Below are 24,258 nucleotides of genomic sequence, written 5' to 3' on the forward strand. Positions count from 1 at the left end.
CCCCTCCCGGAAGCGGCGCGCGGCATCACACGGCGCGTGTGCGTTAAACGGTCATCGGGTTGGGCTTCGACGGATCGAGGTTGTACTTGGCAATCGCATCCGCGACCACCTTGCGCTCGATCGTGCCTTCGTCGGCCAGTGCGTTCAGTGCGGCGACGGTGACCCAGTGACGGTCGACTTCGAAGAAGTGACGCAGCTTCTCGCGGGTGTCCGAACGACCGAAACCGTCCGTGCCCAGCACGACGAAGCGGCGATCGACCTGGCCGCGGATCTGGTCGACCAGCGCGCGCACGTAGTCGGTCGATGCGATGACCGGACCCTGCGTGTCCTTCAGGCACTTCTGCACGTGCGACAGGCGACGTTCCTCGGTCGGATGGAGCAGATTCCAGCGCTCGACTTCGTGGCCTTCACGCGCGAGTTCGGTGAAGCTCGGCACGCTCCACAGGTCGGCCGCGACGCCCCAGTCGTTCTTCAGCAGGTCGGCGGCAGCGATCACTTCGTTGAAGATCGTGCCTGCGCCAAGCAGCTGCACGCGCGGCGCCTTCTGGTCGGCGTCGGCCTTCTTGAACGCGTACATGCCCTTGATGATGTCGGCCGCCACGTGCTCGCCCTGCGGAATCGCCGGGTGCTCGTAGTTCTCGTTCATCACCGTGATGTAGTAGTACACGTCTTCCTGGTCCTGCACCATGCGGCGCAGACCGTCCTGGATGATCACCGCGAGTTCGTAGCCGAACGTCGGGTCGTAGCTCACGCAGTTCGGCACCGATGCCGCCCACAGGAGCGAGTGACCGTCTTCGTGCTGCAGGCCTTCGCCGTTCAGCGTCGTGCGGCCCGCGGTGCCACCGAGCAGGAAGCCGCGCGAGCGCATGTCGCCCGCCGCCCATGCCAGGTCGCCGATCCGCTGGAAGCCGAACATCGAATAGAAGATGTAGAACGGCACCATGATCTCGCCGTGCGTCGAATACGACGTCGCCGCCGCGATCCAGTCGCACATGCCGCCCGCTTCGTTGATGCCTTCCTGCAGGATCTGGCCGGTTTCCGATTCCTTGTAGAACATCAGCTGGTCGGAATCTTCCGGCACGTACTTCTGGCCTTCCTGGTTCCAGATACCGATCTGGCGGAACAGGCCTTCCATGCCGAACGTACGCGATTCGTCCGGGACGATCGGCACGACGCGCTTGCCCAGCGCCTTGTCCTTCAGCAGGATGTTCAGGATCCGCACGAACGCCATCGTCGTCGAGATCTCGCGGCCTTCGCCCGTGCCCTTCAGCAGCGGCTCGAATGCGTCGAGCGCCGGCACCGGCAGCGACGTCGCCTTCTCGCGGCGGTGCGGCAGGTAGCCGCCGAGGTCCATGCGCTTCTGGCGCATGTATTCGAGTTCCTTCGAGCCTTCCTCGAACTTCAGGTACGGCACGTCGGCGATCTGCTCGTCGGTGATCGGCAGGCGGAACTGGTCACGGAACTTCTTCAGTTGCTCGACCGGCAGCTTCTTCTGCTGGTGCGTGATGTTCATCGCCTGGCCCGACTCGCCCATCCCGTAGCCCTTGATGGTCTTCGCGAGGATGACGGTCGGCGCGCCCTTCGTGTTGCTGGCTTCGTGGAACGCCGCGTAGATCTTGTGCGGATCGTGGCCGCCGCGGTTCAGCGCCCAGATGTCGTCGTCCGACCAGTCGGCGACCAGCGCCTTCAGCTCGGGCGAGTTGAAGAAGTGCTCGCGAACGTACGCGCCCGACTCCGACTTGTACGTCTGGTATTCACCGTCGACGCATTCCATCATGCGGCGCATCAGCGCGCCCGTCTTGTCGCGTGCGAACAGCGCATCCCAGCGGCTGCCCCAGATGACCTTGATCACGTTCCAGCCGGCGCCGCGGAATTCCGATTCCAGTTCCTGGATGATCTTGCCGTTGCCGCGCACCGGGCCATCGAGACGCTGCAGGTTGCAGTTGATCACGAACACGAGGTTGTCGAGCTTCTCGCGGCTCGCCATGCCGATCGCGCCGAGCGATTCCGGCTCGTCCGTCTCGCCGTCGCCGAGGAACGCCCAGACCTTGCGGCCGGCGGTCTTCGCGATGCCGCGCGATTCCAGGTACTTCATGAAGCGCGCCTGGTAGATCGCCATGATCGGGCCGAGACCCATCGACACGGTCGGGAACTGCCAGAAGTCCGGCATCAGCCACGGGTGCGGGTACGACGAAATGCCGTTGCCGTCGACTTCCTGGCGGAAGTTGTCGAGCTGCTCTTCCTTCAGGCGGCCGAGCAGGAACGCGCGCGAATACACGCCCGGCGACGAGTGACCCTGAACGAACACGAGATCGCCGCCGTGCTGGTCGGACGCCGCGTGCCAGAAGTGGTTGTAGCCGACGTCATAGAGCGTCGCGGCCGACGCGAATGATGCGATGTGGCCGCCGACGTTCGTATCCTTGCCTGCGCGCAGCACCATCGCCAGCGCATTCCAGCGCGTGTACGAACGGATGCGGTGCTCGATATCCTGGTCGCCAGGAATCTTCGCCTGGGCTTCGACCGGGATCGTGTTGATGTACGGGGTGTTGGCAGAGAACGGGAGGTGTTCGCCGTGCATGCGGGCGAATTCGATCTGCTTTTCGATCAGGTAGTGCGCGCGGCCAGTGCCCACGGAGGAGATCACGCCGTCGAGCGACTCGAGCCATTCAACGGTTTCTTGCGGGTCGTCGTCACGATCGGCGGCGACATATTTCATCACTTCGTTCGGTACAGCGGACATTCTCGTCTCCTGGGTCCTGGAATGTGAGGATCGCTCTTGTGCAGACGCCGCGACGCGGCCGGCTGCGGGCAAGCTCCGACGGATTGTAATGAGCGTGTACGACCACGCGCAACAAAATTTTCGAATTATGAGATCTTTTCTCGTAATGCGGAATATTGCTGCGCTGCACCCTCGCTTCGGGCCTCTCCGGCACGCGCCGCAAGGACAAATCCGTTTCCGTTCAACATATCCGGTATGGGTTTTCCATGTATTGCGCTGCGCTACAATCCTGCCATGTTGACCGATCGGCTTTTCGCACGCTCGGCGCGACCGTCGGGCCCGCCGGCGGAGTCGCAGCCGTCCCGCTGGCACCACGGACCGTGGTGGTCCAACTCCTATTTGCTGACGCCGCTGCTGTCGATCCTCGTGTTCCTCGTGGTGATGAGCCTGATTCTATGGAGCCTCAATCGCCGCGAACAGCAGCAGCAGGAAGACACCCTGTTCCGTAACGTCGCGTGGGCGCAGCAGCAGATCCGTCTGTCGATGACGGGCGCGCAGGAGCAGTTGCAGGCGCTGTCGCGCGATCTCGCGTCCGGCCGCCTCGACCAGAATGCATTCCAGATGGCCGTCGCGGACGTGATGCAGACGCATCCGGAAATCCTCTACCTGAACTGGTACACCGCGCCCGGCGTGCAGCGCTGGCCGACCGTGCACCCGCCGCTGCTCGGCCAGCGGCTCGCGAAGCCCGGCGACGCCCAGATGCAGGACGCCGTGCGCGGCGCGTACGACGAAGCGCGCAGCACGCGCCGCCAGGCCTATTCGCCGCTGATCTACGACGACTTCGGCAACGGCTTCATCACGCTGCAGACGCCCGTGATGCGCGGCGACCGCGAATATCTCGGCTCGATCGCCGCGGTGTTCTCGGTCGAAGGGATCCTGAAGCACGACATCCCGCAGGAGCTGTCGTCGAAGTACAAGATCTCGATCACCGACTCGAACAACCGCGAGCTGTCGTCCACGTCGACGCGCCCGCGCCTGCCGCGCGACTCCCACTACGACCTGCCGCTCGATCCGCCCGGCCAGGGGCTCACCGTGCGCGTGTACGCATTCCCGCAGCTCACGAACCTGACCAACAATACGCTCGTGTGGCTCGTCGCGGGGCTGTCGTGCTTCGTGCTGTGGAGCCTCTGGAGCCTGTGGAAGCACACGCGCCAGCGTTTCGAGGCGCAGCAGGCGCTGTACGCGGAAGCGTTCTTCCGCCGCGCGATGGAAAACTCGGTGCTGATCGGCATGCGCGTGCTCGACATGCACGGCCGCATCACGCACGTGAACCCCGCGTTCTGCCGGATGACGGGCTGGGACGAAACCGACCTCGTCGGCAAGGTCGCGCCGTTCCCGTACTGGCCGCGCGACGCCTACCCGGAAATGCAGCGCCAGCTCGACATGACCCTGCGTGGCAAGGCACCGAGCTCGGGCTTCGAGTTGCGCGTGCGGCGCAAGAACGGCACGCTGTTCCATGCGCGCCTCTACGTGTCGCCGCTGATCGACAGCTCGGGCCGCCAGACCGGCTGGATGTCGTCGATGACCGACATCACCGAGCCGAAGCGCGCACGCGAGGAACTCGCGGCCGCGCACGAGCGCTTCACGACGGTGCTCGAAAGCCTCGACGCCGCCGTGTCGGTGCTCGCCGCCGACGAAGCCGAGCTGCTGTTCGCGAACCGCTACTACCGCCACCTGTTCGGCATCCGTCCGGACGGCCACCTCGAGCTGTCCGGCGGCGGCTTCGACCGCGCGCAGGCATCGTCCGACTCGATCGACATGGTCGACGCGTTCGCGGGCCTGCCGGCCGCCGCGCTGACGAGCAGCACGGCCGATGCGCAGGAGGTGTACGTCGAGAGCATCCAGAAGTGGTTCGAGGTGCGGCGCCAGTACATCCAGTGGGTGGACGGCCACCTCGCGCAGATGCAGATCGCGACCGACATCACGACCCGCAAGAAGGCGCAGGAACTCGCGCACCAGCAGGAAGAGAAGCTGCAGTTCACGAGCCGATTGATGACGATGGGTGAAATGGCGTCGTCGATTGCACACGAATTGAATCAGCCGCTCGCCGCGATCAACAACTACTGCTCGGGCACGCTCGCGCTCGTCAAGAGCGGCCGCGGCACGCCCGAGACGCTGCAGCCCGCGCTGGAAAAGACCGCGCAGCAGGCGCTGCGCGCGGGGATGATCGTCAAGCGGATCCGCGAATTCGTGAAGCGCAGCGAGCCGAAGCGCCAGCCGGCGCGCGTCGCGGACATCGTCGCCGACGCCGTCGGGCTCGCCGAAATCGAGGCCAGGAAGCGCAGGATCCGGATCGTCACGGAAATCCTCGCAAGAATGCCTATTATTTATGTCGACCCCGTGCTGATCGAGCAGGTGCTGATGAACCTGCTGAAGAACGCGGCCGAGGCGATGGCCGACGTGAAGCCGGCGTCGGCGGACGGCGTGATCCGCGTGGTCGCCGACATCGACGCGGGTTTCGTCGACATCCGCGTGATCGACCAGGGCCCGGGCGTCGACGAAGCGACCGCCGAGCGCCTGTTCGAACCGTTTTACAGCACCAAGTCCGATGGCATGGGCATGGGGCTGAACATCTGCCGTTCGATCATCGAATCGCATCGGGGGCGTCTGTGGGTGGTCAACAACGTCGAGCCGGATGGCCGCATTTCCGGCGCGACGTTCCACTGCAGCCTGCCCATTGGGGAACCCGCTGATCTCGGCCAAGGGGGGCGCGAGGCATCGGCATCACATACCGTTACGGGAGAACTATGAATAGCCCTGTCACCACCACTCAGGAAACTGTCTTCGTCGTCGACGACGACGAAGCCGTACGGGACTCGCTGCGCTGGCTGCTGGAGGCGAACGGCTATCGCGTGCAATGCTTCTCGAGCGCGGAGCAGTTCCTCGATGCCTATCAGCCGGCACAGCAGGCCGGCCAGATCGCCTGCCTGATCCTCGACGTGCGGATGTCGGGCATGAGCGGCCTCGAGCTGCAGGAGCGCCTGATCGCGGACAACGCCGCGCTGCCGATCATCTTCGTCACGGGCCACGGCGACGTGCCGATGGCGGTGTCGACGATGAAAAAGGGTGCGATGGACTTTATCGAGAAACCGTTCGACGAGGCCGAGCTGCGCAAGCTCGTCGAGCGGATGCTCGACAAGGCCCGAAGCGAAAGCAAGAGCGTCCAGGAACAGCGCGCCGCGAGCGAGCGTCTGTCGAAGCTGACCGCGCGCGAGCAGCAGGTGCTCGAGCGGATCATCGCCGGCCGGCTGAACAAGCAGATCGCCGACGATCTCGGGATCAGCATCAAGACGGTCGAAGCCCACCGCGCGAACATCATGGAAAAGCTCAACGTCAACACGGTCGCCGACCTGCTGCGCCTCGCCCTGTCGAAGAAGCAGGCCTGAACGTTGCGCGGCCGCGGGGCACCTGCCCCGCTGGCCGCACCACCGCACGACCGCGCCGCGCGATGCGGCCCGCTCGCACGGCACGTGCCCGGCGCCGCCTCCCGGAGCGCCGGCACTGCCGCCATGACGCTTTCCTTGTATTCGCTGTCGGACGACGGCAGGCGACCGGTATAATTGCGTGCTTTGCTGCGGCGTTTCGTGCGCCGCACGCCCGCATTCCAACTTCCCGGCAAAACCACCACCATGACAGCCCTCCTCATCGACGGCAACGCCCTTTCGAAGACCTTGCGCGCACAGGCCGCCGAACGCGCCGCCGCCCTGACCGCACGCGGCCACCAGCCTGGTCTCGCGGTGATCCTCGTCGGCGCGAACCCCGCGAGCGAAGTCTACGTGCGCAACAAGATCAAGGCGTGCGAGGACAACGGTTTCTTCTCGCAGAAGGATGCGTACCCGGACACCCTGTCGGAAGCCGACCTGCTCGCGCGCATCGACGAACTGAACCGCGACCCGAAGATCCACGGCATCCTGGTCCAGCTGCCGCTACCGAAACACATCGACAGCCACAAGGTGATCGAGGCGATCGCGCCGGAGAAGGACGTCGACGGCTTCCACGTCGCGAACGCCGGCGCGCTGATGACGGGCAAGCCGCTGTTCCGCCCGTGCACGCCGTACGGCGTGATGAAGATGTTCGAGGCGCATGACATCCCGCTGCAGGGCGCGAACGCGGTCGTGATCGGCCGCTCGAACATCGTCGGCAAGCCGATGGCGATGCTGCTGCTCGAAGCCGGCGCGACCGTGACGATCTGCCACAGCAAGACGCGCGACCTCGCCGCGCACACGCGCCAGGCCGACGTCGTGGTCGCCGCGGTCGGCAAGCGCAACATTCTGACCGCCGACATGGTCAAGCCCGGCGCGACCGTGATCGACGTCGGCATGAACCGCGACGATGCGGGCAAGCTGTGTGGCGACGTCGACTTCGCTGGTGTGAAGGAAGTTGCCGGTCACATCACGCCGGTGCCGGGCGGTGTCGGCCCGATGACCATCACGATGCTGCTGATCAACACGATCGAAGCCGCCGAGCGCGCTGCCGCGGCCGCCTGAGCGCCGCCCGATTGCTCTGCCCGCCCAGCCGGCGCGCATTCGCGCGCCGGCGTCTCGCCGGTCGCCCGCCGTGGCCGCGCCGTCGCACTGAATTCCCCCGTATCCGACCCCGTACCGAGCGCATCCAATCGCGTCGTTAGAAACTAACGATTGGAAAGCGCGCGATGCGCCCCAATAATGTCGGTATCGGGCGCCGCCGCATCGCGCCTCACCCTTTTCACCCCGGTTCATCCGGCAACAGACAGGGAGTCTTAATGTCCGCCAGCGCCAACACCAATCCGCTCCTCGATTTCTCCGGCCTGCCCCGCTTCGGCGAGATCCGTCCGGAACACGTGACGCCCGCGCTCGACACGCTGCTCGATGCCGCCAACCGCGCGGTCGACACCGCGAGCGCGCCAGCGACGCCGGCGACATGGGCCGCGATCGTCGAGACGGTCGAGCAGGCGACGGAGCCGCTCGGGCGTGCATGGGGCGTCGTCGGCCACCTGAACGCGGTCGCCGATACGCCGGAGCTGCGCGCCGCCTACGGCGAAAACCTGCCGCGCGTGACCGAGTTCTGGTCGAGCGTCGGCCAGAACCTCGCGCTGTACGAGAAGTACAAGGCGATCGCCGCGAGCGCCGAATACGCGACGCTGTCCGCCGAGCGCAAGAAGATCCTCGACAACGCGCTGCGCGATTTCCGCCTGTCGGGCGCCGAGTTGCCCGAGGACCAGAAGCCGCGCTTCGCGGAACTGCAGGAGCAGCAGGCCGCGCTGTCGAAGGCGTTCTCCGACCACGTGCTCGACGCAACCAACGCGTATGCGTATTTCGCGCACGACGAAGCCGAGCTGGCCGGCCTGCCGGGCGACGCGATCGAAGCGGCCCGCGAAGCCGCGCAGAAGGAAGGCAAGGAAGGCTGGAAGTTCACGCTGCACTTCCCGTCCTACTTCCCGGTACTGCAGTACGCCGAGAACCGCGCGATGCGCGAGACGCTGTACCGCGCGTATGCAACCCGCGCATCGGAACTCGGCCCGCAGTACGGCGGCGGCAAGGCCGAGTGGGACAACACGGCGATCGTCGCCGACGAACTGAAGCTGCGCCGCGAAGAAGCGCAGATGCTCGGCTACCGCAACTTCGCCGAAGTGTCGCTCGCGCCGAAGATGGCCGAATCGCCACAGCAGGTGATCGCGTTCCTCGAGGATCTCGCGACGCGCGCGCGACCGCACGCTGACAAGGACTGGGACGAACTGCGCGCGTTCGCCGCGAAGGAACTCGGTCTGGCCGAGCTCGCGCCGTGGGACGTCGCGTTCTCGGCCGAGCGGCTGCGCCAGCAGCGCTACGCGTTCTCGGAAAACGAGGTCAAGCAGTACTTCCCGGAACCGGCCGTGCTGAAGGGCCTGTTCACGGTCACCGAAACGCTGTTCGGCGTGCGGATCAAGCCGGACGACGCACCGGTGTGGCACAAGGACGTGCGCTTCTTCCGCGTGGAGAACCGCGACGGCTCGCTCGTCGCGCAGTTCTATCTCGACCTGTATGCACGCGAAGGCAAGCGCGGCGGCGCGTGGATGGACGATGCGCGTGCGCGCGCGAAGCGCGGCAACGCCGTGCAGACGCCGGTCGCGTACCTGACCTGCAACTTCTCGGCGCCGGTCGGCGGCAAGCCCGCATGCTTCACGCACGACGAAGTCATCACGCTGTTCCATGAATTCGGCCACGGGCTGCATCACATGCTTACGCGCGTCGACGAACTCGGCGTGTCGGGCATCAACGGCGTCGAATGGGATGCGGTCGAATTGCCGTCGCAGTTCATGGAAAACTTCTGCTGGGAATGGGACGTGCTGTCGTCGATGTCGTCGCACGTCGATACGGGCGCCGCGCTACCGCGCGAGCTGTTCGACAAGATGATCGCCGCGAAGAACTTCCAGAGCGGTCTCGGCACGCTCCGCCAGATCGTGTTCTCGATGTTTGACATGCTGCTGCACGTCGACTTCGACCCGGCCGGCACGACCGGCGTGAACGCGTTCGCGCGCGAGATCAACGAGCGTTACCACGTGATTCCGCAGGCGGCGTTCTCGCGCTGGCCGAATACGTTCAGCCACATCTTCGCGGGCGGCTATGCGGCCGGCTATTACAGCTACAAGTGGGCCGAGGTGCTGTCGGCCGACGCGTACGCGGCGTTCGAGGAAGCGGCTGCCGCGAGCGGCAGCGTGCTCGACGCGGCGACCGGCACGCGCTATCGCCGCGAGATCCTCGAAGTCGGCGGCAGCCGGCCGGCGATGGATTCGTTCAAGGCGTTCCGCGGCCGCGAGCCGGAAATCGACGCGCTGCTGCGCCACAACGGGATGGCGCCCCCCGCGCACTGAGCATGCCCTGCCCGGCTCGTCCGCCTGCATCGAAAGGCACCGCTTCGGCGGTGCCTTTTTTCATCATGGTGCCGGCGTTTCGCCGCCTGCTTCGTCCGTGTTGTCGGTGTTGAGGTCGGCCTCGTCGTCGAACAGCGAAAACTGCCCGTGACGCTCGGCCGTGTCCTCGTCGATGCGCACGCCGACGCCGAGCAGCCGCACCGCCTGCGCGCGCCGCTGCAGCCCCTTCGCGAGCAGCGTGACGGCCGTCTGCGCATTCGTCGCGTCGGCCACGCACTCGACCGTCGTGCGCTGGAAATCCGCGAAGCGGATCTTCACGTACAGCTTGCGGATCGTGCGGGCCGCGCCCGCGCGCGCGATCCGCGCGTCGAGCTGCACGACCAGGCGACGAATCTCGTCCGCGCATTGCTCGAGCGTCGTCAGGTCGGTCAAGTAGGTCGTCTCGACGCTGACCGACTTGCGCTCCTGGTCGGCCTGCACGGGCCGCTCGTCGATTCCGCGCGCGAGCTGATACAGCCGCCGGCCGAATGCGCCAAACTCGCGATGCAGATCGATCAGCGACCAGTCGCGCAGCTGAGCGCAGGTCTGGATGCCGAGCCGGTCGAGCCGCGCGGCCGTCACCTGCCCGACGCCGTGCAGCTTGCGCACCGGCAACGCCGCGACGAATGCATCGACCTCATGCGGGCGCACGACGAACAGGCCGTCGGGCTTGTTCCAGTCGGACGCGATCTTCGCGATGAACTTGTTCGGCGCGACGCCCGCCGACACCGTCACGCCGACCGTGTCGTACACGCGCCGGCGAATCTCCCGTGCAATCAGCGTCGCGCTGCCCTGGCACAGTTCGGAACCGCTGACGTCGAGGTACGCCTCGTCGAGCGACAGCGGCTCGACGTCACGCGTGTAGTCGCGATAGATCGCCATGATCTGCCGCGACGCCGCGCGGTACTTGTCCATCGCGGACGGCAGGATCAGCAGGTCCGGGCACTTGCGCATCGCCAGCGCCGACGACATCGCCGAATGCACGCCATACCGCCGCGCCTCGTAGTTGCAGGTCGCGATCACGCCGCGCTGGTCGGGCCGGCCGCCGACCGCGAGCGGCCGGTTGCGCAGCGACGGGTCGTCGCGCATCTCGACCGACGCGTAAAAGCAGTCGCAGTCGCAATGGATGATCTTGCGCACGCGTGACGGTGCGTCGCCGGGTGGCGGCACGCGCGGATCGGCAGGCGGGATGATGGTCGGATTCACGGTGTCAATACTGTACAAAAACACAGTTCCCGTTTCAACTGTCGCGTGAAGTCGCGTTCGGTCGCCTCCGCGCAGTTCCGGCACGTTCCGGCGGCACCGTACCGGTCCGCTTCGCGCGGATCGTACCGCCGCGCGCAAGGACCGCCCCCTATACTCGTCTGCCACAGTTCAAGAAACGCACGGGTGACGGATGAAGACGATCGGACTGATCGGCGGGATGAGCTGGGAATCGTCGGCGGAGTACTACCGGATGATCAATCGCCATTCGAAGGCGCTGCACGGCGGCCATCACAATGCGAAGAGCGTGCTGGTCACGGTGGATTTCGCGGAGATCGAAGCTTTGCAGCGCGCGCAGGACTGGGCCGCGCTCGGTGAACGGATGGCCGATGCCGCGCGCCGGCTCGAAGCGGCCGGCGCCGATCTCGTCGTGCTGACGACCAACACGATGCACCGCGTGCACGACGCGATCGAGGCTGCGGTGGCGCTGCCTTTCCTGCACATCGCCGATCCGACCGGCACCGCACTGCGAGCAGCGGGCGTCGAGCGCGTCGCGCTGCTCGGCACGCGCTACACGATGGAACTGCCGTTCTATACGGAGCGTCTGCGCGACAAATTCGGCCTCGACGTGCTGGTGCCGGACGAATCCGCGCGTAGCGACGTGCACCGGATCATCTACGACGAGCTGTGTCATGGCGTCATCGATGCCGAGTCGCGCGCGACCTACGTAGCGATCATCGACGAACTGGCGAAACGCGGCGCGCAGGCGGTGATACTCGGCTGTACGGAAATCACGCTGCTGATCGGCGCAGACGATTCGCCGCTGCCGGTATTTGATACGACCGCGCTGCATGCGAAGGCGGCGGTCGAGTGGGCGGCGGGCTGAAAACAAAAAACCCGGCACGAGGCCGGGTTCCTGTCGACGAAGCGCGCATCGGTCACTTGCGCTGCACATCGTCTGGTGTGCTTGGTTGCGGGGGTAGGATTTGAACCTACGACCTTCGGGTTATGAGCCCGACGAGCTGCCAGACTGCTCCACCCCGCGTCAGAGAAATAAATTATAGGGTGATGAAGTACTCACGTCAACACTTTTGTCACAATTTCTTTGCAGGTCGTCGATCACGCGATGCATCGCCCCTGCTTCGCGTCGCGTGTCGCGCGCGTTCGCGCCCCTTGCTCGCGGTAAGATGGCGGCCTTCGCATTCACCCCGCACGCATTCCCGTTCATGAAAATCGCCACCTGGAACGTCAACTCGCTCAACGTCCGCAAGCAGCATGTGCTCGACTGGCTCGCGCAAAGCGGAACCGACGTGCTGTGCCTGCAGGAACTGAAGCTGCCCGACGAGAAGTATCCGCGCGCCGATCTCGAGGCTGCCGGCTACCGCAGCTGGTTCGCGGGCCAGAAGACCTACAACGGCGTCGCGATCCTCGTGCGCGACACGCTCGCCGTCGACGAATCGGACGTCGTGCGCAACATCCCCGGCTTCGACGATCCGCAGCAGCGCGTGATCGCCGTGACGGTCGACGGTGTGCGCATCGTGTCCGCCTATTTCCCGAACGGCCAGGCGCCCGACTCCGACAAGTTCGTCTACAAGATGCAGTGGCTCGACGCGCTGCATGCGTGGCTGGCCACCGAGATGCAGCGCTACCCGAAGCTCGCGCTGCTCGGCGACTACAACATCGCGCCGGAAGACCGCGACGTGCACGACCCGGCGAAATGGGAAGGCCAGAACCTCGTGTCGCCGCAGGAGCGCGCGCACTTCGCGAAGCTGATCGAACTCGGCTTCGTCGATGCATTCCGCCGTTTCGAGCAGCCGGAGAAGACCTTCACGTGGTGGGACTACCGGATGTTCGCGTTCCGCCGCAACGCGGGGCTGCGCATCGACCACGTCCTGCTGTCGCCGGCGCTCGCCGCCACCTGCACGTCGTGCGAAGTCGACCGCGTGCCGCGCACGTGGGACCAGCCGTCCGACCACACACCCGTCGTCGCGATCGTCGGCTGAGCCCCTGCCCACTCTCACGCGCGCGCTCAATCGCGCGCGGGCGCGGGCCCGAGATGGGCCCATAGGAAACCGAACTCCGCCGCATCCGATTCGGCGCGCTCCAGATCGTCGGCGCTGCCGTGGCCGCCGTCGGTGTTCTCCCAGTACCACACCCGTTCGTGGCCGCGCGCATGCATGCGCGCGGCCATCTTGCGCGCATGCGCCGGATGCACGCGGTCGTCGCGCGTCGACGTCGTCAGCAGCAGCGGCGGATACACGACACCTTCGCGCACGCGGTGATACGGCGAGTACGCGGCGAGCGCCGCGCCCTCGCGCGAATCGTCCGGATCGCCATACTCGTCGAGCCACGCGGCGCCCGCGTGCAGTTTCGGATAGCGCCGCATGTCGAGCAGCGGCACGCGGCACAGCACCGCGCCGAACAGTTCCGGACGCTGCACCATGCAGGCGCCCACCAGCAGCCCGCCGTTGCTGCCGCCCTCGATGCCGAGTTGCGCGGCCGTCGTCACGCCGGTGCGGATCAGGTCCTCGGCCACCGCGATGAAGTCGTCGAACGAGCGCTGCCGATGTTCGCGCTGCGCGTCGACGTGCCAGCCCGGCCCGAATTCGCCGCCACCACGGATGTGCGCGAACGCCGCGACACCGCCGCGTTCGAGCCACGCAATGCCGAGTGCATCGCTGTAGCCGGGCAGGTTCGGAATCGCGAAGCCGCCATAGCCTGACAGCAGGCACGGGCGTGCGACGCGGGCGCTGCCGTCGGCGCGATCCGGCGCATCGCGCGCATCGAGCGCGTCACGCGGCCCGATCAGCGTGTACGGCACCACCGTGCCGTCGCGCGAACGGGCATTCGCGCGACGCACGACGAGCCCGGCCGCATCGAACCGCACCGGCGGCCGATCGAGCAGCACGCGGCGCGACGGCGCATCGGCCGCCCGATCGGCCAGGTCGGCGAGCCAGCATTCGGGCGGATCGAGATAGGTATCGACGTCCACGTACACGTCGTCGTTCAGCGTCGACTCGACCGGCTCGACGTCGATCTGCGCATCGCCCGGCCAGTCGAACGGCCGCGCGTCCCACGTCCACGTGCCGTCCTCGCCCTGGCGCGGCTGCCACAGCATCGTGCGGTTGTGCACGTCGTCGAGCCAGCTCGCGATCAGCATCGTGCGCGTGTGCGTCCACGTGCAGGCGGACGTCGACGGCCGCGGCGCGAACAGCGTCGTGAGCTCGCGCGACCCTGCCAGGAACGCCTGCTCGCGGATCGCGAGCAGCGAGCCGCCCGCGTGATGCACGCCGCCGCAGTCCCAGTCGAGCCGCGGCTCCAGCACGAGCCAGCCTTCCCAGAAGCCGACCTCGACATGCGTCGGCACGTCGTAGCGTGCCCACTCGCCTGCGTCGGTCAGCCAGTACGCGTGTGCGTCGAAGAAATCCACGCTGCGCCACGCGACGTGACGGCCATCGATCGGGTCGAACCACGCGCCGGCGCTGATGTCGTCGGGCTCGCCGCGAAACACGACCGGCGCATCGGCGAGCGGCGTGCCGCGTACCCAGCGGCGCGCTTCGTACGGATAGCCGGCCGCGGTCGCATGCGCTTCGCCGCGATCCCAGCTCACGTAGACGGTATCGCGGTCGATCCAGCCGAGCGTGTGATGCCCCGGCTCGTCGATCGTGAAACCGCCGTCGACGAAACGACGCTGCACGAGATCGAACTCGCGCACGACGACGGCGTCGGCACCGCCCGGCGACAGCGACAGCAGCGCGCGGTCACCGTCGGGATACAGGATTGCGTCCTGCTCGAACACCCACGACTCGCCCTCTTGCGCGCCGAGCGCGTCGACGTCGAGGAGCGTTTCCCACTCGGGCCGGCCGGCGCGCCAGTCGTCCCAGCGCGCGCGGCGCCACAGTCCCTTCGGATGGAGATCGTCCTGCCACAGGTCGTACGCCCAGTCGCGCCAGCGGGTCGGAATCACCGGGCGTTCGCGCGGCAGATACGCTTGCGCGAGCCGCGCGGTGAGCGCGCGATACGCATCGTCGTCGCGCAGCGCGATACGCGTGCGCGCGTTCTGCTCGTCGACCCACGCGCGGGCGCGCTTGCTGTCGAGCGCTTCGAGAAAACGGAAGGGATCGGCCCCGGCGGGCCAGCGGAAGGAATCGGACATGACGGAACGCACCTGACGGCAAACCGCGATTATGTCCGATCGCGGCATGCGCGACACCCGCGCATGCCGCGATAGAGGCTTACGGCTCCAGATGCAGTTCCTGGATCTTGCGCGTGATGGTGTTGCGGCCGATGCCGAGCCGCTCCGCCGCCTCGACCTTGCGGCCGCGCGTGAAATCGAGCGCCTCGCGAATCACGGCCGCCTCGAAGCGGCGCGCGAGCTCGTCCATCACGTCGGACGAATTCTCGCGCAGCAGCCGCGCGACTTCGGTGCGCAGCCCGCTTTCCCACATCGGATAGCCGGCCGGCGCACCGTTCGGTGCGGCCGCGACGGGCGCCGCCGTCAACGGCACGCCACCCGCCGCCAGCTGCGCGCGCGCCGCGTCGCCCGCAACGCCGCCGCTCACACCGCCGGGCGCATCCGCGCCATCGGCCATCGCGGTCACCGTTGCGCCTGCCGGCACGAGGTCGGGCGGCAAGTCCTTGATCTCGACCGTCTGCGCCGGCGCCATCACGGTCAGCCAGTTCGCGAGGTTCTCGAGCTGCCGCACATTGCCGGGAAACGGCAACGACGTCAGATACGCGAGCGCTTCGTCCGACACGCGCTTCGGCTCGACGCCGAGATCGCGCGCGCTCTTCTGCAGGAAGTGGCGCGTGAGGAGCGCGATGTCCTCGCTGCGTTCGCGTAGCGGCGGCAGCCGCAGCCGAATCACGTTGAGCCGGTGGTAAAGGTCCTCGCGGAACAGCCCCTGCCGCACGCGCGCCTCCAGATTCTGATGCGTCGCGGCGATCACGCGCACGTTCGCGCGCAGCGGGTTGTGGCCGCCGACCCGATAGAACTGGCCGTCCGACAGCACGCGCAACAGGCGAGTCTGCAGATCGAACGGCATGTCGCCGATTTCGTCAAGGAACAGCGTGCCGTTCTCGGCCTGCTCGAAGCGGCCCTGGCGGGTCGTCTGCGCGCCGGTGAACGCGCCGCGCTCGTGGCCGAACAGTTCGGACTCCAGCAGGTCCTTCGGAATCGCCGCGGTGTTCAGCGCGATGAACGGGCCGTTCGCCCGCGGGCTGTGACGGTGCAGCGCCCGCGCGACGAGTTCCTTGCCGGTGCCCGATTCGCCGGTGATCAGCACGGTCGCGGCCGAATGCGACAGGCGGCCGATCGCGCGAAACATGTCCTGCATCGCGGGTGCCTGGCCGAGCATCTCGGGCGCCTCGGCGATGCGCTCGTCCTGCGGCGCACCGCCGCGCAGGCTCTCCTCGACCGCGCGGCGAATCAGCTCGACGGCCTTGTCGACGTCGAACGGCTTCGCGAGATATTCGAACGCGCCGCCCTGGAACGCCGCGACGGCGCTGTCGAGATCGGAGAACGCCGTCATGATGATGACGGGCAGGCCCGGCAAGCGCTCGTGCATCGCCTGCAACAACTCGAGGCCGGAGCCGCCCGGCATCCGGATGTCGGACACGAGCACCTGCGGCGTCTCATGGTCGAGCGCGGCCAGCGCGTCGCGCACGTTCGCGAAGCTCTTCGTCGCGAAGCTGTCGCGGGCGAGTGCCTTTTCGAGCACCCAGCGGATCGATTGGTCGTCGTCTACTATCCAGATCGGCTTCATAGGTCGGTCAGGTATGGGTGAATCCGGTGAATCGCCATGCCGTCGCTCAGTGATCGAGCGGCAGCAGGATCTGAAATTCGGTACGGCCGGGCCGGCTCTCGACCTCGATCATCCCGTCGTGCTGCTGCACGAAGGTCTGCGCGAGCGTGAGGCCGAGGCCGCTGCCGTCGTCGCGCCCGGACACGAGCGGGTAGAAGATCCGGTCGCGGATCTCCTCCGGAATGCCGGGCCCGTTGTCGACGACGTGCAAGTCCAGTGCCAGCTTGTACAGGCGCTTCGCGATCGTCACCTTGCGCGCGACGCGCGTGCGCAGCTCGATCTTCGCGTCGCCCTGCGCGATCCGTTCGCGCAGCGCCTGCGCGGCGTTGCGCACGATGTTCAGCAGCGCCTGGATCAACTGCTCCTTGTCGCCGCGCAGGTCCGGCACGCTCACGTCGTAATCGCGCTCGATGGAGAGCCCGCGCGGAAATTCCGCGAGCATCACCGCGCGCACGCGTTCGCACACTTCATGAATGTTGACGTCGCCGACGATGTGCGGATGCCGATGCGGCTCCAGCAACCGGTCGACGAGCGTCTGCAGGCGGTCGGACTCCTTGATGATCACCTGCGTGTATTCGCGCAACTCGCCGCGCTCGCGCTCGCTCAGTTCGAATTCGAGCAGCTGGGCTGCGCCGCGAATGCCGCCGAGCGGGTTCTTGATTTCATGCGCGAGGTTGCGGATCAGTTGCTTGTTGACCGCGGTCAGGTCGTGGATGCGTTCCTCGCGATCGGTGCGCGACTGCCGTTCGTTCTCGAACAGCTCGACGAGCACGAAATCGGGCGCGGTCTCGAGGAAGCCGACGATCGCATGCACGTGCAGCGGTTCGCGGCCGGGCCGATCGAGCACGGTATCGAGATGCGTCGCGTGAAAGCGCTCCTCGCCGATCGCGGTGATCGTCGACGCGAGCTCGTTCGCGTTCGGGAAAATCTCGCCCCACGGCCGCTGCGCGAGCTGCCGGCGCGAGATGTCGAGCATCGCCTCCGCGGATGGGTTCGCGTACGCGACCCGCAGCGTCTTGCGGTCGAGCACGATCACGACCGTCGGCAGCGCTTCCAGCCCCGCAAGCAGGCCCGAGCGCGTGAGCCGCTCGTCTTCCGTCAGTCGCTCGGGCTGCCCCGTCTTCGCCTTGATCAGATTCTTCAGAGCCATCGTGCGTGTCGTCGCGCCTCACCGGGTCGAAAAATGGAAATGCTCGGAACAAAAAAGGGACGGCTGGACGCCGTCCCCTTTCAGACTCCGCGGTTCCCGCCGCAAGCCGCGCGACGGGAACGAACCGGCATGACGGCGCTGAATCGAAGCGCCATCGCCGATTACAGCGAGTAGTACATCTCGAACTCGATCGGATGCGTCGTCATGCGGAACTTCGCCAGCTCCTGCTCCTTCAGCGCGAGGTATGCATCGATCATGCCGTCGGTGAACACGCCACCGCGCGTCAGGAACTCGCGATCCTTGTCGAGCGCTTCCAGTGCCTGGTCGAGGCCTGCGCAGACGGTCGGGATCTTTGCATCCTCTTCCGGCGGCAGGTCGTACAGGTTCTTGTCCGCGGCTTCGCCCGGGTGGATCTTGTTCTGGATCCCGTCGAGGCCGGCCATCATCAGTGCCGTGAAGCACAGGTACGGGTTCGCCATCGGATCCGGGAAGCGCGTTTCGATACGGCGGCCCTTCGGGTTCGACACGTGCGGAATGCGGATCGATGCCGAACGGTTACGCGCCGAGTAAGCGAGCTTGACCGGTGCTTCGAAGTGCGGGACCAGACGCTTGTACGAGTTCGTCGTCGGGTTCGTGATCGCGTTCAGTGCACGGGCGTGCTTGATGATGCCGCCGATGTAGAACAGCGCCAGTTCCGACAGGCCGGCATAGCCGTTGCCCGCGAACAGGTTCTGGCCGTCCTTCCAGATCGACTGGTGAACGTGCATGCCCGAACCGTTGTCGCCGACGACCGGCTTCGGCATGAACGTCGCCGTCTTGCCGTACGAGTGCGCGACGTTATGGATGATGTACTTCGACCATTGCGTCCAGTCCGCGCGCTGCACCAGCGTCGAGAACTTCGTGCCGATTTCGTTCTGGCCCTGGCCCGCCACTTCGTGGTGGTGCACTTCGACCGGGATGCCGAGCTGTTCGAGCAGCAGGCACATTTCCGAACGCATGTCCTGGAACGTGTCGACCGGCGCGACCGGGAAGTAGCCGCCCTTCGTGCCCGGACGGTGGCCCGTGTTGCCGCCTTCGAATTCCTTGCCTGCCGACCACGGTGCTTCTTCCGAGTTGATCTTCACGAAGCAGCCCGACATGTCCGTGTTCCACTGGACCGAGTCGAAAATGAAGAATTCCGGTTCCGGACCGAAGTAGGCCGTGTCGCCGATGCCCGTGCTCTTCAGGTACGCTTCGCCGCGCTTCGCGAGCGAACGCGGATCGCGCTCGTAGCCCTTGCCGTCGGCCGGCTCGACCACGTCGCAGGTCAGCACGAGGGTCGACTCTTCGTAGAACGGGTCGATGAACGCAGCGCTCGGGTCCGGCATGAGCAGCATGTCCGACGCCTCGATGCCCTTCCAGCCGGCGATCGACGAGCCGTCGAATGCATGACCGCTTTCGAACTTGTCTTCGTCAAACGCCGAAACCGGCACCGACACGTGCTGTTCCTTGCCGCGCGTATCCGTGAAGCGGAAATCGATGAACTTGACGTCCTCGTCCTTCACGAGCTGCATGACGTCGGCGACGGTTTTACTCATAACCTCTTCTCCTGATTGAACAATTCCGGCGGACTGGGAACCGCCTCGTTTATCGAGCTGCCCGGAGTCTGGCTTTGGCGCAGCGCGCCCCGGGTCGACCGAATTCTATATAGCAGCAACCGTGCCAGCCATGCACAGAAGCGACATGAATCGCGCCAGCCCGCGCCACGGCAGGGCCCGGCTGCGCGATTCCGGGGCCGGGCGCCGCATCGGCGATCGCCTGACCGCACCTCCATGGTGCAAACGGCGAAGCGCGTCGATGCCATGGAATCATTCTGGTGCATGCGTGCCATTCTGCACTTTTTTGGTGAACACGTGGGCGGTGCATACCCTGCCGGGCAAGCGGACATCCGCGCGGCGGCACCGCGCTAGAATGATCGTTTGACCGATACGGAGACCTCCTGCCATGAGTACGCTCGACCAGCTTTACGCGAAGGCCGAAGAACGCCGCGCCCAGGGCGCGCTCCCCTATGCCGGCGCACTGCTGCCGGTCGAGGCATTCGAACTGCTGCAGCTCGACCCGTCGGCACGCCTCGTCGACGTGCGCACCCGCGCCGAGCTCGACTGGATCGGCCGCCCGCTCGTCGGCGACGGCCAGTACCTGCACCTCGAATGGACGCGCTACCCGGGCGGCGTGCCGAACGCCGAATTCGTCGATCAGCTGAAAGCGGCCCTCCCGGCCGATACGCCCATCCTGTTCCTGTGCCGCAGCGCCGCGCGCTCGAAGCTCGCCGCGGTCGCGTCGACGCAGGCCGGGTTCACGAAGGCCTTCGATCTGCTCGAAGGCTTCGAGGGCGGCAAGGATGCGGAAGGCCACCGCAAGACGGTCGACGGCTGGTGCTTCCGGAAACTGCCGTGGATCGGCGCCTGACGGCGCATCCGCCGAAGCACGCCCGATTGCGACATCGTCGAGGCGGGCGATGACACCCCGATGACGGGCCGCGTTGCGCGGCCCGTGGTTTTTGTGCGGCCTCTCCGCGGCCCGCATCGGTAACCGATGCGCGGCCCTCAGGCGCGCGGCACGTCCGGCTCGACCACGTCGCCACCGAGCAGGTGCACGCCTTCGCGCAGCTTCACGAACGCGGCCGCGACCGCCTCCGGCTCGCCCTTCACGCCGAGATCGATATGCCGGCGCGCGTAGATCCCGCCGCGCTCGGCGTCGCCCACGCTTGGCAGGCTGAACACGCGCACGCCCGGAAAATCGCGCTCGATCTTCTCCATCAGCGGCGTGAGCGTCGATTCCGGCAGCTCGAACACGTACAGCGAGCGCTCCGCGTGCGGCGTCGCGTGATGGAGATGCCCGTACTTCGTGTCGAGCACCCATTCGATCATCGGCCACGCCATCACCGGGAAGCCCGGCACGAAATGGAGATCGCCGACCGAGAACCCGGGAATCCGGTTGTAGCCGTTCGGGATGATCGTCGCGCCCGCCGGGAACACGCCCATGTTGAAGCGATGCTGGTTTTCCGGCGATTCGAAATCGACCGGCCTGGCCGGATCGGTGTGCGTCTCGCGGATACGCTCCGAGATCAGCGCCTTTGCTTCCGGGTGCAGCTCGAGCGGCACGCCGAGTGCGGCGGCCGCGCACTGGCGCGTGTGGTCGTCCGGTGTCGCGCCGATCCCGCCCGTGGAGAACACGATGTCGCCGGACGCGATCGCGCGAGCGAGCGTGGCGGTGATCCGCGCCGGATCGTCGCCGACGTATTCGGCCCAGTCGAGCGCGAGGCCGCGCGCGCCGAGGAGCTCGATGACCTTGGTCAGGTGCTTGTCCTGCCGGCGCCCCGAAAGGATTTCGTCGCCGATGATGATGATGCCGATGCTCATGCCTGCCCCATGTCGATTGCGGTGGCGCGCGAACTCGCGCGCAGGTCGTCCAGCGCGCGCAGGCAATAGTGCCCGAACCACAGCGCCGAGAAGACGAGGATGAAAGCGTAAACCCAGATCATGGCCGCCGCCACGAACGGAAACAGCACCATCATCCAGACCGACGACACCCACACGAAGGTGGGCACGGTACCGAGCAGCCCCGTCGCGACGCCGATGCCGATCAGCGGCCAACGATGCTGCCGCACCAGCGCACGGCGCTCGTCGCGGCTCGCGTGCTGCGCGAGCGCGTCGTAGGTCATCACGCGGTAGGTCAGCCAGCCCCAGATCACGGGCGGCAGCAGCGCGAAGAACGGCGGAATCAGCCACAGCGGGATCGTGACGACCAGCAGCACGACGCCGACGACGGCCGCGCCGAGCGAATTGAACACGCTGCCGAAGAACGTGCCGCCCCGCTTCGCCTCGAGCGTAGCGAACTGCCGGTTCGACAGGTGCTTGATCACGACCGGCATCGAGATCGTCGCGATCAGCAGCAGCACGGTCAGCACGATCAGCGGAATCGCGAGCGAGACGACGACGAACGGCGCGACGACCGCATGCAGCTGCGACATCCCGATCGCGTCGAACATGCGGTACAGCACGGCCGTGAGCACGAAGCCGTCGAGCGCGCCGCGCGCGGCATCGATCAGCGTCTGCCACGAGAACCACAGCACGACGCCCCACAGCAGCGCCGAGACGACGAACGGCATCAGGGTGAGCCACAGCATGCGCGGGTGCAGCGCGCTGACGAAGGCCCGGACGAAGGAGCGCAGCAAGTCGTTCATGCGAACCTGTATCGACGATGAAAAACGGGGAAAGGATAAACCACACGGCCCGCATGCGCCAAAGCGCATGCGGGCCGTGAAGGAGAGCCGTTCAACGGGAAAGCGACGAGGTCAGGCCGACGCCGCGCCACGCTTCGCGGGAACGAGGCGCCGGAAGATGCGCACGAACGCGAGGCCGTGCTGCGCCCAGAAGCCGTCGCCGTAGGACACGCCTTCGACCTGCTCGCGGATGCCGGTCGGCTCGACCGTGCGGTTCCACGATGCGGTGCCGAACATCATGTCCCACCACGGGAACAGCACGCCGAAGTTGCACCCGTACTTGGTGCCTTCGTGGCCGTAGCCGACCGCGTGGTGGCGCCGGTGGAAGGTCGGGCTCACGAGCAGGCGCTCGCCGAGCCAGCCGAACGACAGCCGCGCATTCGTATGCTGGATGCTCTGCATGAAGTTCGTGACGGCGGTCAACACGACGAACTGCGACGGCGTCACGCCGATCACGAGCGCGATCGCCGCGAAGAAGCACGACTGGATCACGTTGTCGAGCAGGTGGTTGCGGTCGTCGCACCACAGCGACATCTGCCGCTGGCTGTGATGTACCGCGTGCAGTTCCCACCAGATGCCGAACTTGTGCTGCCAGCGGTGATACCAGTAGCCGGCGAAGTCGAGCACGACGAGGTAGATCGCGAACGCGACGATCGGCTGCGAGGTCACGCCCGGCCACAGATAGTCGAGGTTGAAGTTCGCGACGCCGTGCAGGCGCAGCCATGCCTGGAAGTGGTCGAACACCGGCTGCAGCGCGAAGAAGAAGAACAGCGTATAGATGCCGAGCTTCGAGATCGCCGTATAGATCACGTCGACCCGCACCGCGCGGCGGTTCTGCCAGCGCTCGACCGGCAGCAGCGCCTCGAGCGGGCGCAGCAGCGCGAACATCAGCACCATCTGCAGCGCGCCGATGATCACCCAGTACAGCGCGTCGTAGGTGTCCTCGTCATAGCCCATCAGGTTGAACTTGAAGAGGAGCGGCTGCACGACATCGACGTACAGCCAGGTCTGGATGTCCGACACGAACGCATCGATCAGGTGCAGCATCGCTCGCCTCCGCCCGTCACGCGCCGTTCGCAGCCTTCCACGGCGCGCGGTCGTAGAAGTAGATCCCGTGCGGCGAACGGCCGACGGCGATCGTCTGCACCAGCTTGCGCGATGCGAGATCGATGATACCGACCTTCTTCGCGAAACGGAACGTCACCCACAGCGTCTTCTTGTCGGCGGACAATTCCATGTCGTCCGGCCCCGGCAGCAGGCCGGTGATGTCGCCGACGTTGGTCAGCGTGTTCTCGTCGATGATGCTGATCGTGTTCGCGACCCGGTTGGTGACCGCGACGTGCGTGCCGTCGGCAAGCGAGCGGAAGTTGTGCGCGCCGTTGCCCGTATGGATCTGCTTGACGACCTTCTGGTTGCGCCAGTCGACCACCGCGACGTAATCCGCGCCGGTCATCCCGACCAGCAGGAACTTGTCGTCCGGCGTGAGCCACAGGCCCGCCGGCACCTTGCCGACCTTCATCTTCCACTTGACCGTCTGCGTCGGCAGATCGATCGCCGCGATCTCGCCGGACACCTGCAGCGACACGAGCAGCGTCTTGCTGTCCTTCGTGAATGCGAGGTGGCTCGGCATCACCGCGAGCGGCACGCGCTTCGCGAGATGCACGTCGTGGCCGTCGTAGCTGTAGATGTCGACGCGGTCGAGCCGCAACCCCGCCGCCGCGAACCACTTGCGGTCGGGCGAGAAACCGAGCTGGTACGGATCGTCGATCCCCTCGACGGTGCGCTGCAGCTTGCCCGTCTTCGGATCGAGGAACATCAGGCTGTTCGAGACCGAATTCGCGACGATCAGCGACGAATTGTCCGGCGTCGCCATCAGATGGTGCGGTTCCTTGCCGGTCGGCAGCGTGGAAACGACTTCGCGGGTCTGCTGGTCGATCAGGGAAAGCGTCGCCTCGGCCGAATTGAGGATGATCACGTTATTCGCGTGTGCGGCGGGCGCCAGCACGGCGGCGGCCAGCGCAAGCGTGCGGCCGAAGGAAAGGAAAGTGCGCATGAAGACTCACGTCGTGGAACAGCAGTCATTGTAGAACGCTCGGCAGGCCCCACCGGTTGACCTAAGGCGGCATTGCGCCACTTCGACGCAGGTCGCGGCTGCCATGCGGCCGGCGCCTTGGAGCGGCCGGGACCTGC

General features: G+C 66.4%; 17 protein-coding genes and 1 tRNA gene. 7 read left to right on the plus strand and 11 right to left on the minus strand.

Annotated elements, in window-relative coordinates; genetic code table 11:
• Window positions 1-43: 43 nt before the first annotated feature.
• Window positions 44-2,740 carry a pyruvate dehydrogenase (acetyl-transferring), homodimeric type gene (gene aceE / locus ACT2FV_RS27515; protein ID WP_151051006.1) on the minus strand — a complete coding sequence of 899 codons (2,697 nt, stop codon included), beginning with the start codon at window positions 2,738-2,740 and terminating at the stop codon, window positions 44-46.
• A 273-nt stretch (window positions 2,741-3,013) separates the two neighbouring features.
• Between aceE and fixL the strand changes: the two genes are divergently transcribed.
• From fixL to ACT2FV_RS27535, 4 genes are all read left to right on the plus strand, one after another.
• Window positions 3,014-5,530 (plus strand): oxygen sensor histidine kinase FixL, encoded by a 2,517-nt coding sequence (fixL, locus tag ACT2FV_RS27520; RefSeq protein WP_124903507.1) that lies wholly within the window; start codon window positions 3,014-3,016, stop codon window positions 5,528-5,530.
• Window positions 5,527-6,165, plus strand: a complete 639-nt coding sequence (gene fixJ, locus ACT2FV_RS27525) for an oxygen response regulator transcription factor FixJ (protein WP_006493245.1) — start codon at window positions 5,527-5,529, stop codon at window positions 6,163-6,165. Before fixL ends, fixJ begins: the two co-directional genes overlap by 4 nt.
• 243 nt (window positions 6,166-6,408) lie before the next feature.
• Entirely contained in the window at window positions 6,409-7,266 is an 858-nt protein-coding gene (gene folD / locus ACT2FV_RS27530; RefSeq protein ID WP_124903509.1) for a bifunctional methylenetetrahydrofolate dehydrogenase/methenyltetrahydrofolate cyclohydrolase FolD, read from the plus strand.
• Window positions 7,267-7,520: 254 nt separating this feature from the next.
• Entirely contained in the window at window positions 7,521-9,608 is a 2,088-nt protein-coding gene (locus ACT2FV_RS27535; protein ID WP_444505170.1) for a M3 family metallopeptidase, read from the plus strand.
• Between the two features lie 63 nt (window positions 9,609-9,671).
• Here ACT2FV_RS27535 and dinB read toward each other — a convergent pair whose 3' ends face one another.
• A complete protein-coding gene (dinB, locus tag ACT2FV_RS27540; RefSeq protein WP_444505171.1) occupies window positions 9,672-10,877 on the minus strand; it encodes a DNA polymerase IV in 1,206 nt (401 codons plus the stop codon).
• A gap of 166 nt (window positions 10,878-11,043) precedes the next feature.
• Between dinB and ACT2FV_RS27545 the strand changes: the two genes are divergently transcribed.
• Window positions 11,044-11,736 carry an aspartate/glutamate racemase family protein gene (locus tag ACT2FV_RS27545; protein ID WP_059608420.1) on the plus strand — a complete coding sequence of 231 codons (693 nt, stop codon included), beginning with the start codon at window positions 11,044-11,046 and terminating at the stop codon, window positions 11,734-11,736.
• Between the two features lie 82 nt (window positions 11,737-11,818).
• Here ACT2FV_RS27545 and ACT2FV_RS27550 read toward each other — a convergent pair.
• Window positions 11,819-11,895, minus strand: a tRNA-Met gene (locus ACT2FV_RS27550).
• A 181-nt stretch (window positions 11,896-12,076) separates the two neighbouring features.
• On the opposite strand from ACT2FV_RS27550, the gene xth reads away from it, so the two are divergent.
• Window positions 12,077-12,853: an exodeoxyribonuclease III gene (gene xth / locus ACT2FV_RS27555; protein ID WP_203249536.1), complete on the plus strand. Its 777-nt coding sequence runs from the start codon at window positions 12,077-12,079 to the stop codon at window positions 12,851-12,853.
• 26 nt (window positions 12,854-12,879) lie between these two features.
• On the opposite strand, the gene ACT2FV_RS27560 is transcribed toward xth, so the two are convergent.
• The 4 genes from ACT2FV_RS27560 to glnA all read right to left on the minus strand — a co-directional run bounded on the left by ACT2FV_RS27560 (window position 12,880) and on the right by glnA (window position 19,381).
• Window positions 12,880-15,006 carry a prolyl oligopeptidase family serine peptidase gene (locus ACT2FV_RS27560; RefSeq protein WP_444505172.1) on the minus strand — a complete coding sequence of 709 codons (2,127 nt, stop codon included), beginning with the start codon at window positions 15,004-15,006 and terminating at the stop codon, window positions 12,880-12,882.
• 79 nt (window positions 15,007-15,085) lie between these two features.
• Window positions 15,086-16,615 (minus strand): nitrogen regulation protein NR(I), encoded by a 1,530-nt coding sequence (gene ntrC, locus ACT2FV_RS27565; RefSeq protein WP_226115670.1) that lies wholly within the window; start codon window positions 16,613-16,615, stop codon window positions 15,086-15,088.
• A gap of 46 nt (window positions 16,616-16,661) precedes the next feature.
• Window positions 16,662-17,804, minus strand: coding sequence for a nitrogen regulation protein NR(II) (glnL, locus tag ACT2FV_RS27570; RefSeq protein ID WP_059608424.1), 1,143 nt, complete (start codon window positions 17,802-17,804; stop codon window positions 16,662-16,664).
• A 161-nt stretch (window positions 17,805-17,965) separates the two neighbouring features.
• Window positions 17,966-19,381 carry a type I glutamate--ammonia ligase gene (glnA, locus tag ACT2FV_RS27575; protein WP_059608425.1) on the minus strand — a complete coding sequence of 472 codons (1,416 nt, stop codon included), beginning with the start codon at window positions 19,379-19,381 and terminating at the stop codon, window positions 17,966-17,968.
• 406 nt (window positions 19,382-19,787) lie between these two features.
• Between glnA and ACT2FV_RS27580 the strand changes: the two genes are divergently transcribed.
• Window positions 19,788-20,252, plus strand: coding sequence for a rhodanese-like domain-containing protein (locus ACT2FV_RS27580; protein WP_124622293.1), 465 nt, complete (start codon window positions 19,788-19,790; stop codon window positions 20,250-20,252).
• A gap of 137 nt (window positions 20,253-20,389) precedes the next feature.
• Here ACT2FV_RS27580 and ACT2FV_RS27585 read toward each other — a convergent pair whose 3' ends face one another.
• The 4 genes from ACT2FV_RS27585 to ACT2FV_RS27600 form a co-directional block, all read right to left on the minus strand.
• Complete coding sequence (locus ACT2FV_RS27585; RefSeq protein WP_124903519.1) at window positions 20,390-21,205, minus strand: competence/damage-inducible protein A; 816 nt, start codon at window positions 21,203-21,205, stop codon at window positions 20,390-20,392.
• On the minus strand, window positions 21,202-22,029 hold the full coding sequence (locus ACT2FV_RS27590) for an EI24 domain-containing protein (RefSeq protein WP_059608428.1): 828 nt from the start codon (window positions 22,027-22,029) through the stop codon (window positions 21,202-21,204). Before ACT2FV_RS27590 ends, ACT2FV_RS27585 begins: the two co-directional genes overlap by 4 nt.
• Before the next feature lie 111 nt (window positions 22,030-22,140).
• Window positions 22,141-23,115 carry a sterol desaturase family protein gene (locus ACT2FV_RS27595; protein WP_444505173.1) on the minus strand — a complete coding sequence of 325 codons (975 nt, stop codon included), beginning with the start codon at window positions 23,113-23,115 and terminating at the stop codon, window positions 22,141-22,143.
• Between the two features lie 16 nt (window positions 23,116-23,131).
• Window positions 23,132-24,121: a YVTN family beta-propeller repeat protein gene (locus tag ACT2FV_RS27600; RefSeq protein ID WP_059608430.1), complete on the minus strand. Its 990-nt coding sequence runs from the start codon at window positions 24,119-24,121 to the stop codon at window positions 23,132-23,134.
• Between the last annotated feature and the right edge of the window lie 137 nt (window positions 24,122-24,258).

The organism is Burkholderia sp. PR2 (genome assembly GCF_052372875.1).
GTDB lineage: Bacteria > Pseudomonadota > Gammaproteobacteria > Burkholderiales > Burkholderiaceae > Burkholderia > Burkholderia diffusa.

What these genes read in the sequence shown, in the direction of transcription:
- aceE (WP_151051006.1), bottom strand. Translation starts at nt 2,740, where the DNA reads ATGTCCGCTGTACCGAACGAAGTGATGAAATATGTCGCCGCCGATCGT.
- fixL (WP_124903507.1), top strand. Translation starts at nt 3,014, where the DNA reads ATGTTGACCGATCGGCTTTTCGCACGCTCGGCGCGACCGTCGGGCCCG.
- fixJ (WP_006493245.1), top strand. Translation starts at nt 5,527, where the DNA reads ATGAATAGCCCTGTCACCACCACTCAGGAAACTGTCTTCGTCGTCGAC.
- folD (WP_124903509.1), top strand. Translation starts at nt 6,409, where the DNA reads ATGACAGCCCTCCTCATCGACGGCAACGCCCTTTCGAAGACCTTGCGC.
- ACT2FV_RS27535 (WP_444505170.1), top strand. Translation starts at nt 7,521, where the DNA reads ATGTCCGCCAGCGCCAACACCAATCCGCTCCTCGATTTCTCCGGCCTG.
- ACT2FV_RS27545 (WP_059608420.1), top strand. Translation starts at nt 11,044, where the DNA reads ATGAAGACGATCGGACTGATCGGCGGGATGAGCTGGGAATCGTCGGCG.
- xth (WP_203249536.1), top strand. Translation starts at nt 12,077, where the DNA reads ATGAAAATCGCCACCTGGAACGTCAACTCGCTCAACGTCCGCAAGCAG.
- ACT2FV_RS27560 (WP_444505172.1), bottom strand. Translation starts at nt 15,006, where the DNA reads ATGTCCGATTCCTTCCGCTGGCCCGCCGGGGCCGATCCCTTCCGTTTT.
- ntrC (WP_226115670.1), bottom strand. Translation starts at nt 16,615, where the DNA reads ATGAAGCCGATCTGGATAGTAGACGACGACCAATCGATCCGCTGGGTG.
- glnL (WP_059608424.1), bottom strand. Translation starts at nt 17,804, where the DNA reads ATGGCTCTGAAGAATCTGATCAAGGCGAAGACGGGGCAGCCCGAGCGA.
- glnA (WP_059608425.1), bottom strand. Translation starts at nt 19,381, where the DNA reads ATGAGTAAAACCGTCGCCGACGTCATGCAGCTCGTGAAGGACGAGGAC.
- ACT2FV_RS27580 (WP_124622293.1), top strand. Translation starts at nt 19,788, where the DNA reads ATGAGTACGCTCGACCAGCTTTACGCGAAGGCCGAAGAACGCCGCGCC.
- ACT2FV_RS27585 (WP_124903519.1), bottom strand. Translation starts at nt 21,205, where the DNA reads ATGAGCATCGGCATCATCATCATCGGCGACGAAATCCTTTCGGGGCGC.
- ACT2FV_RS27590 (WP_059608428.1), bottom strand. Translation starts at nt 22,029, where the DNA reads ATGAACGACTTGCTGCGCTCCTTCGTCCGGGCCTTCGTCAGCGCGCTG.
- ACT2FV_RS27595 (WP_444505173.1), bottom strand. Translation starts at nt 23,115, where the DNA reads ATGCTGCACCTGATCGATGCGTTCGTGTCGGACATCCAGACCTGGCTG.
- ACT2FV_RS27600 (WP_059608430.1), bottom strand. Translation starts at nt 24,121, where the DNA reads ATGCGCACTTTCCTTTCCTTCGGCCGCACGCTTGCGCTGGCCGCCGCC.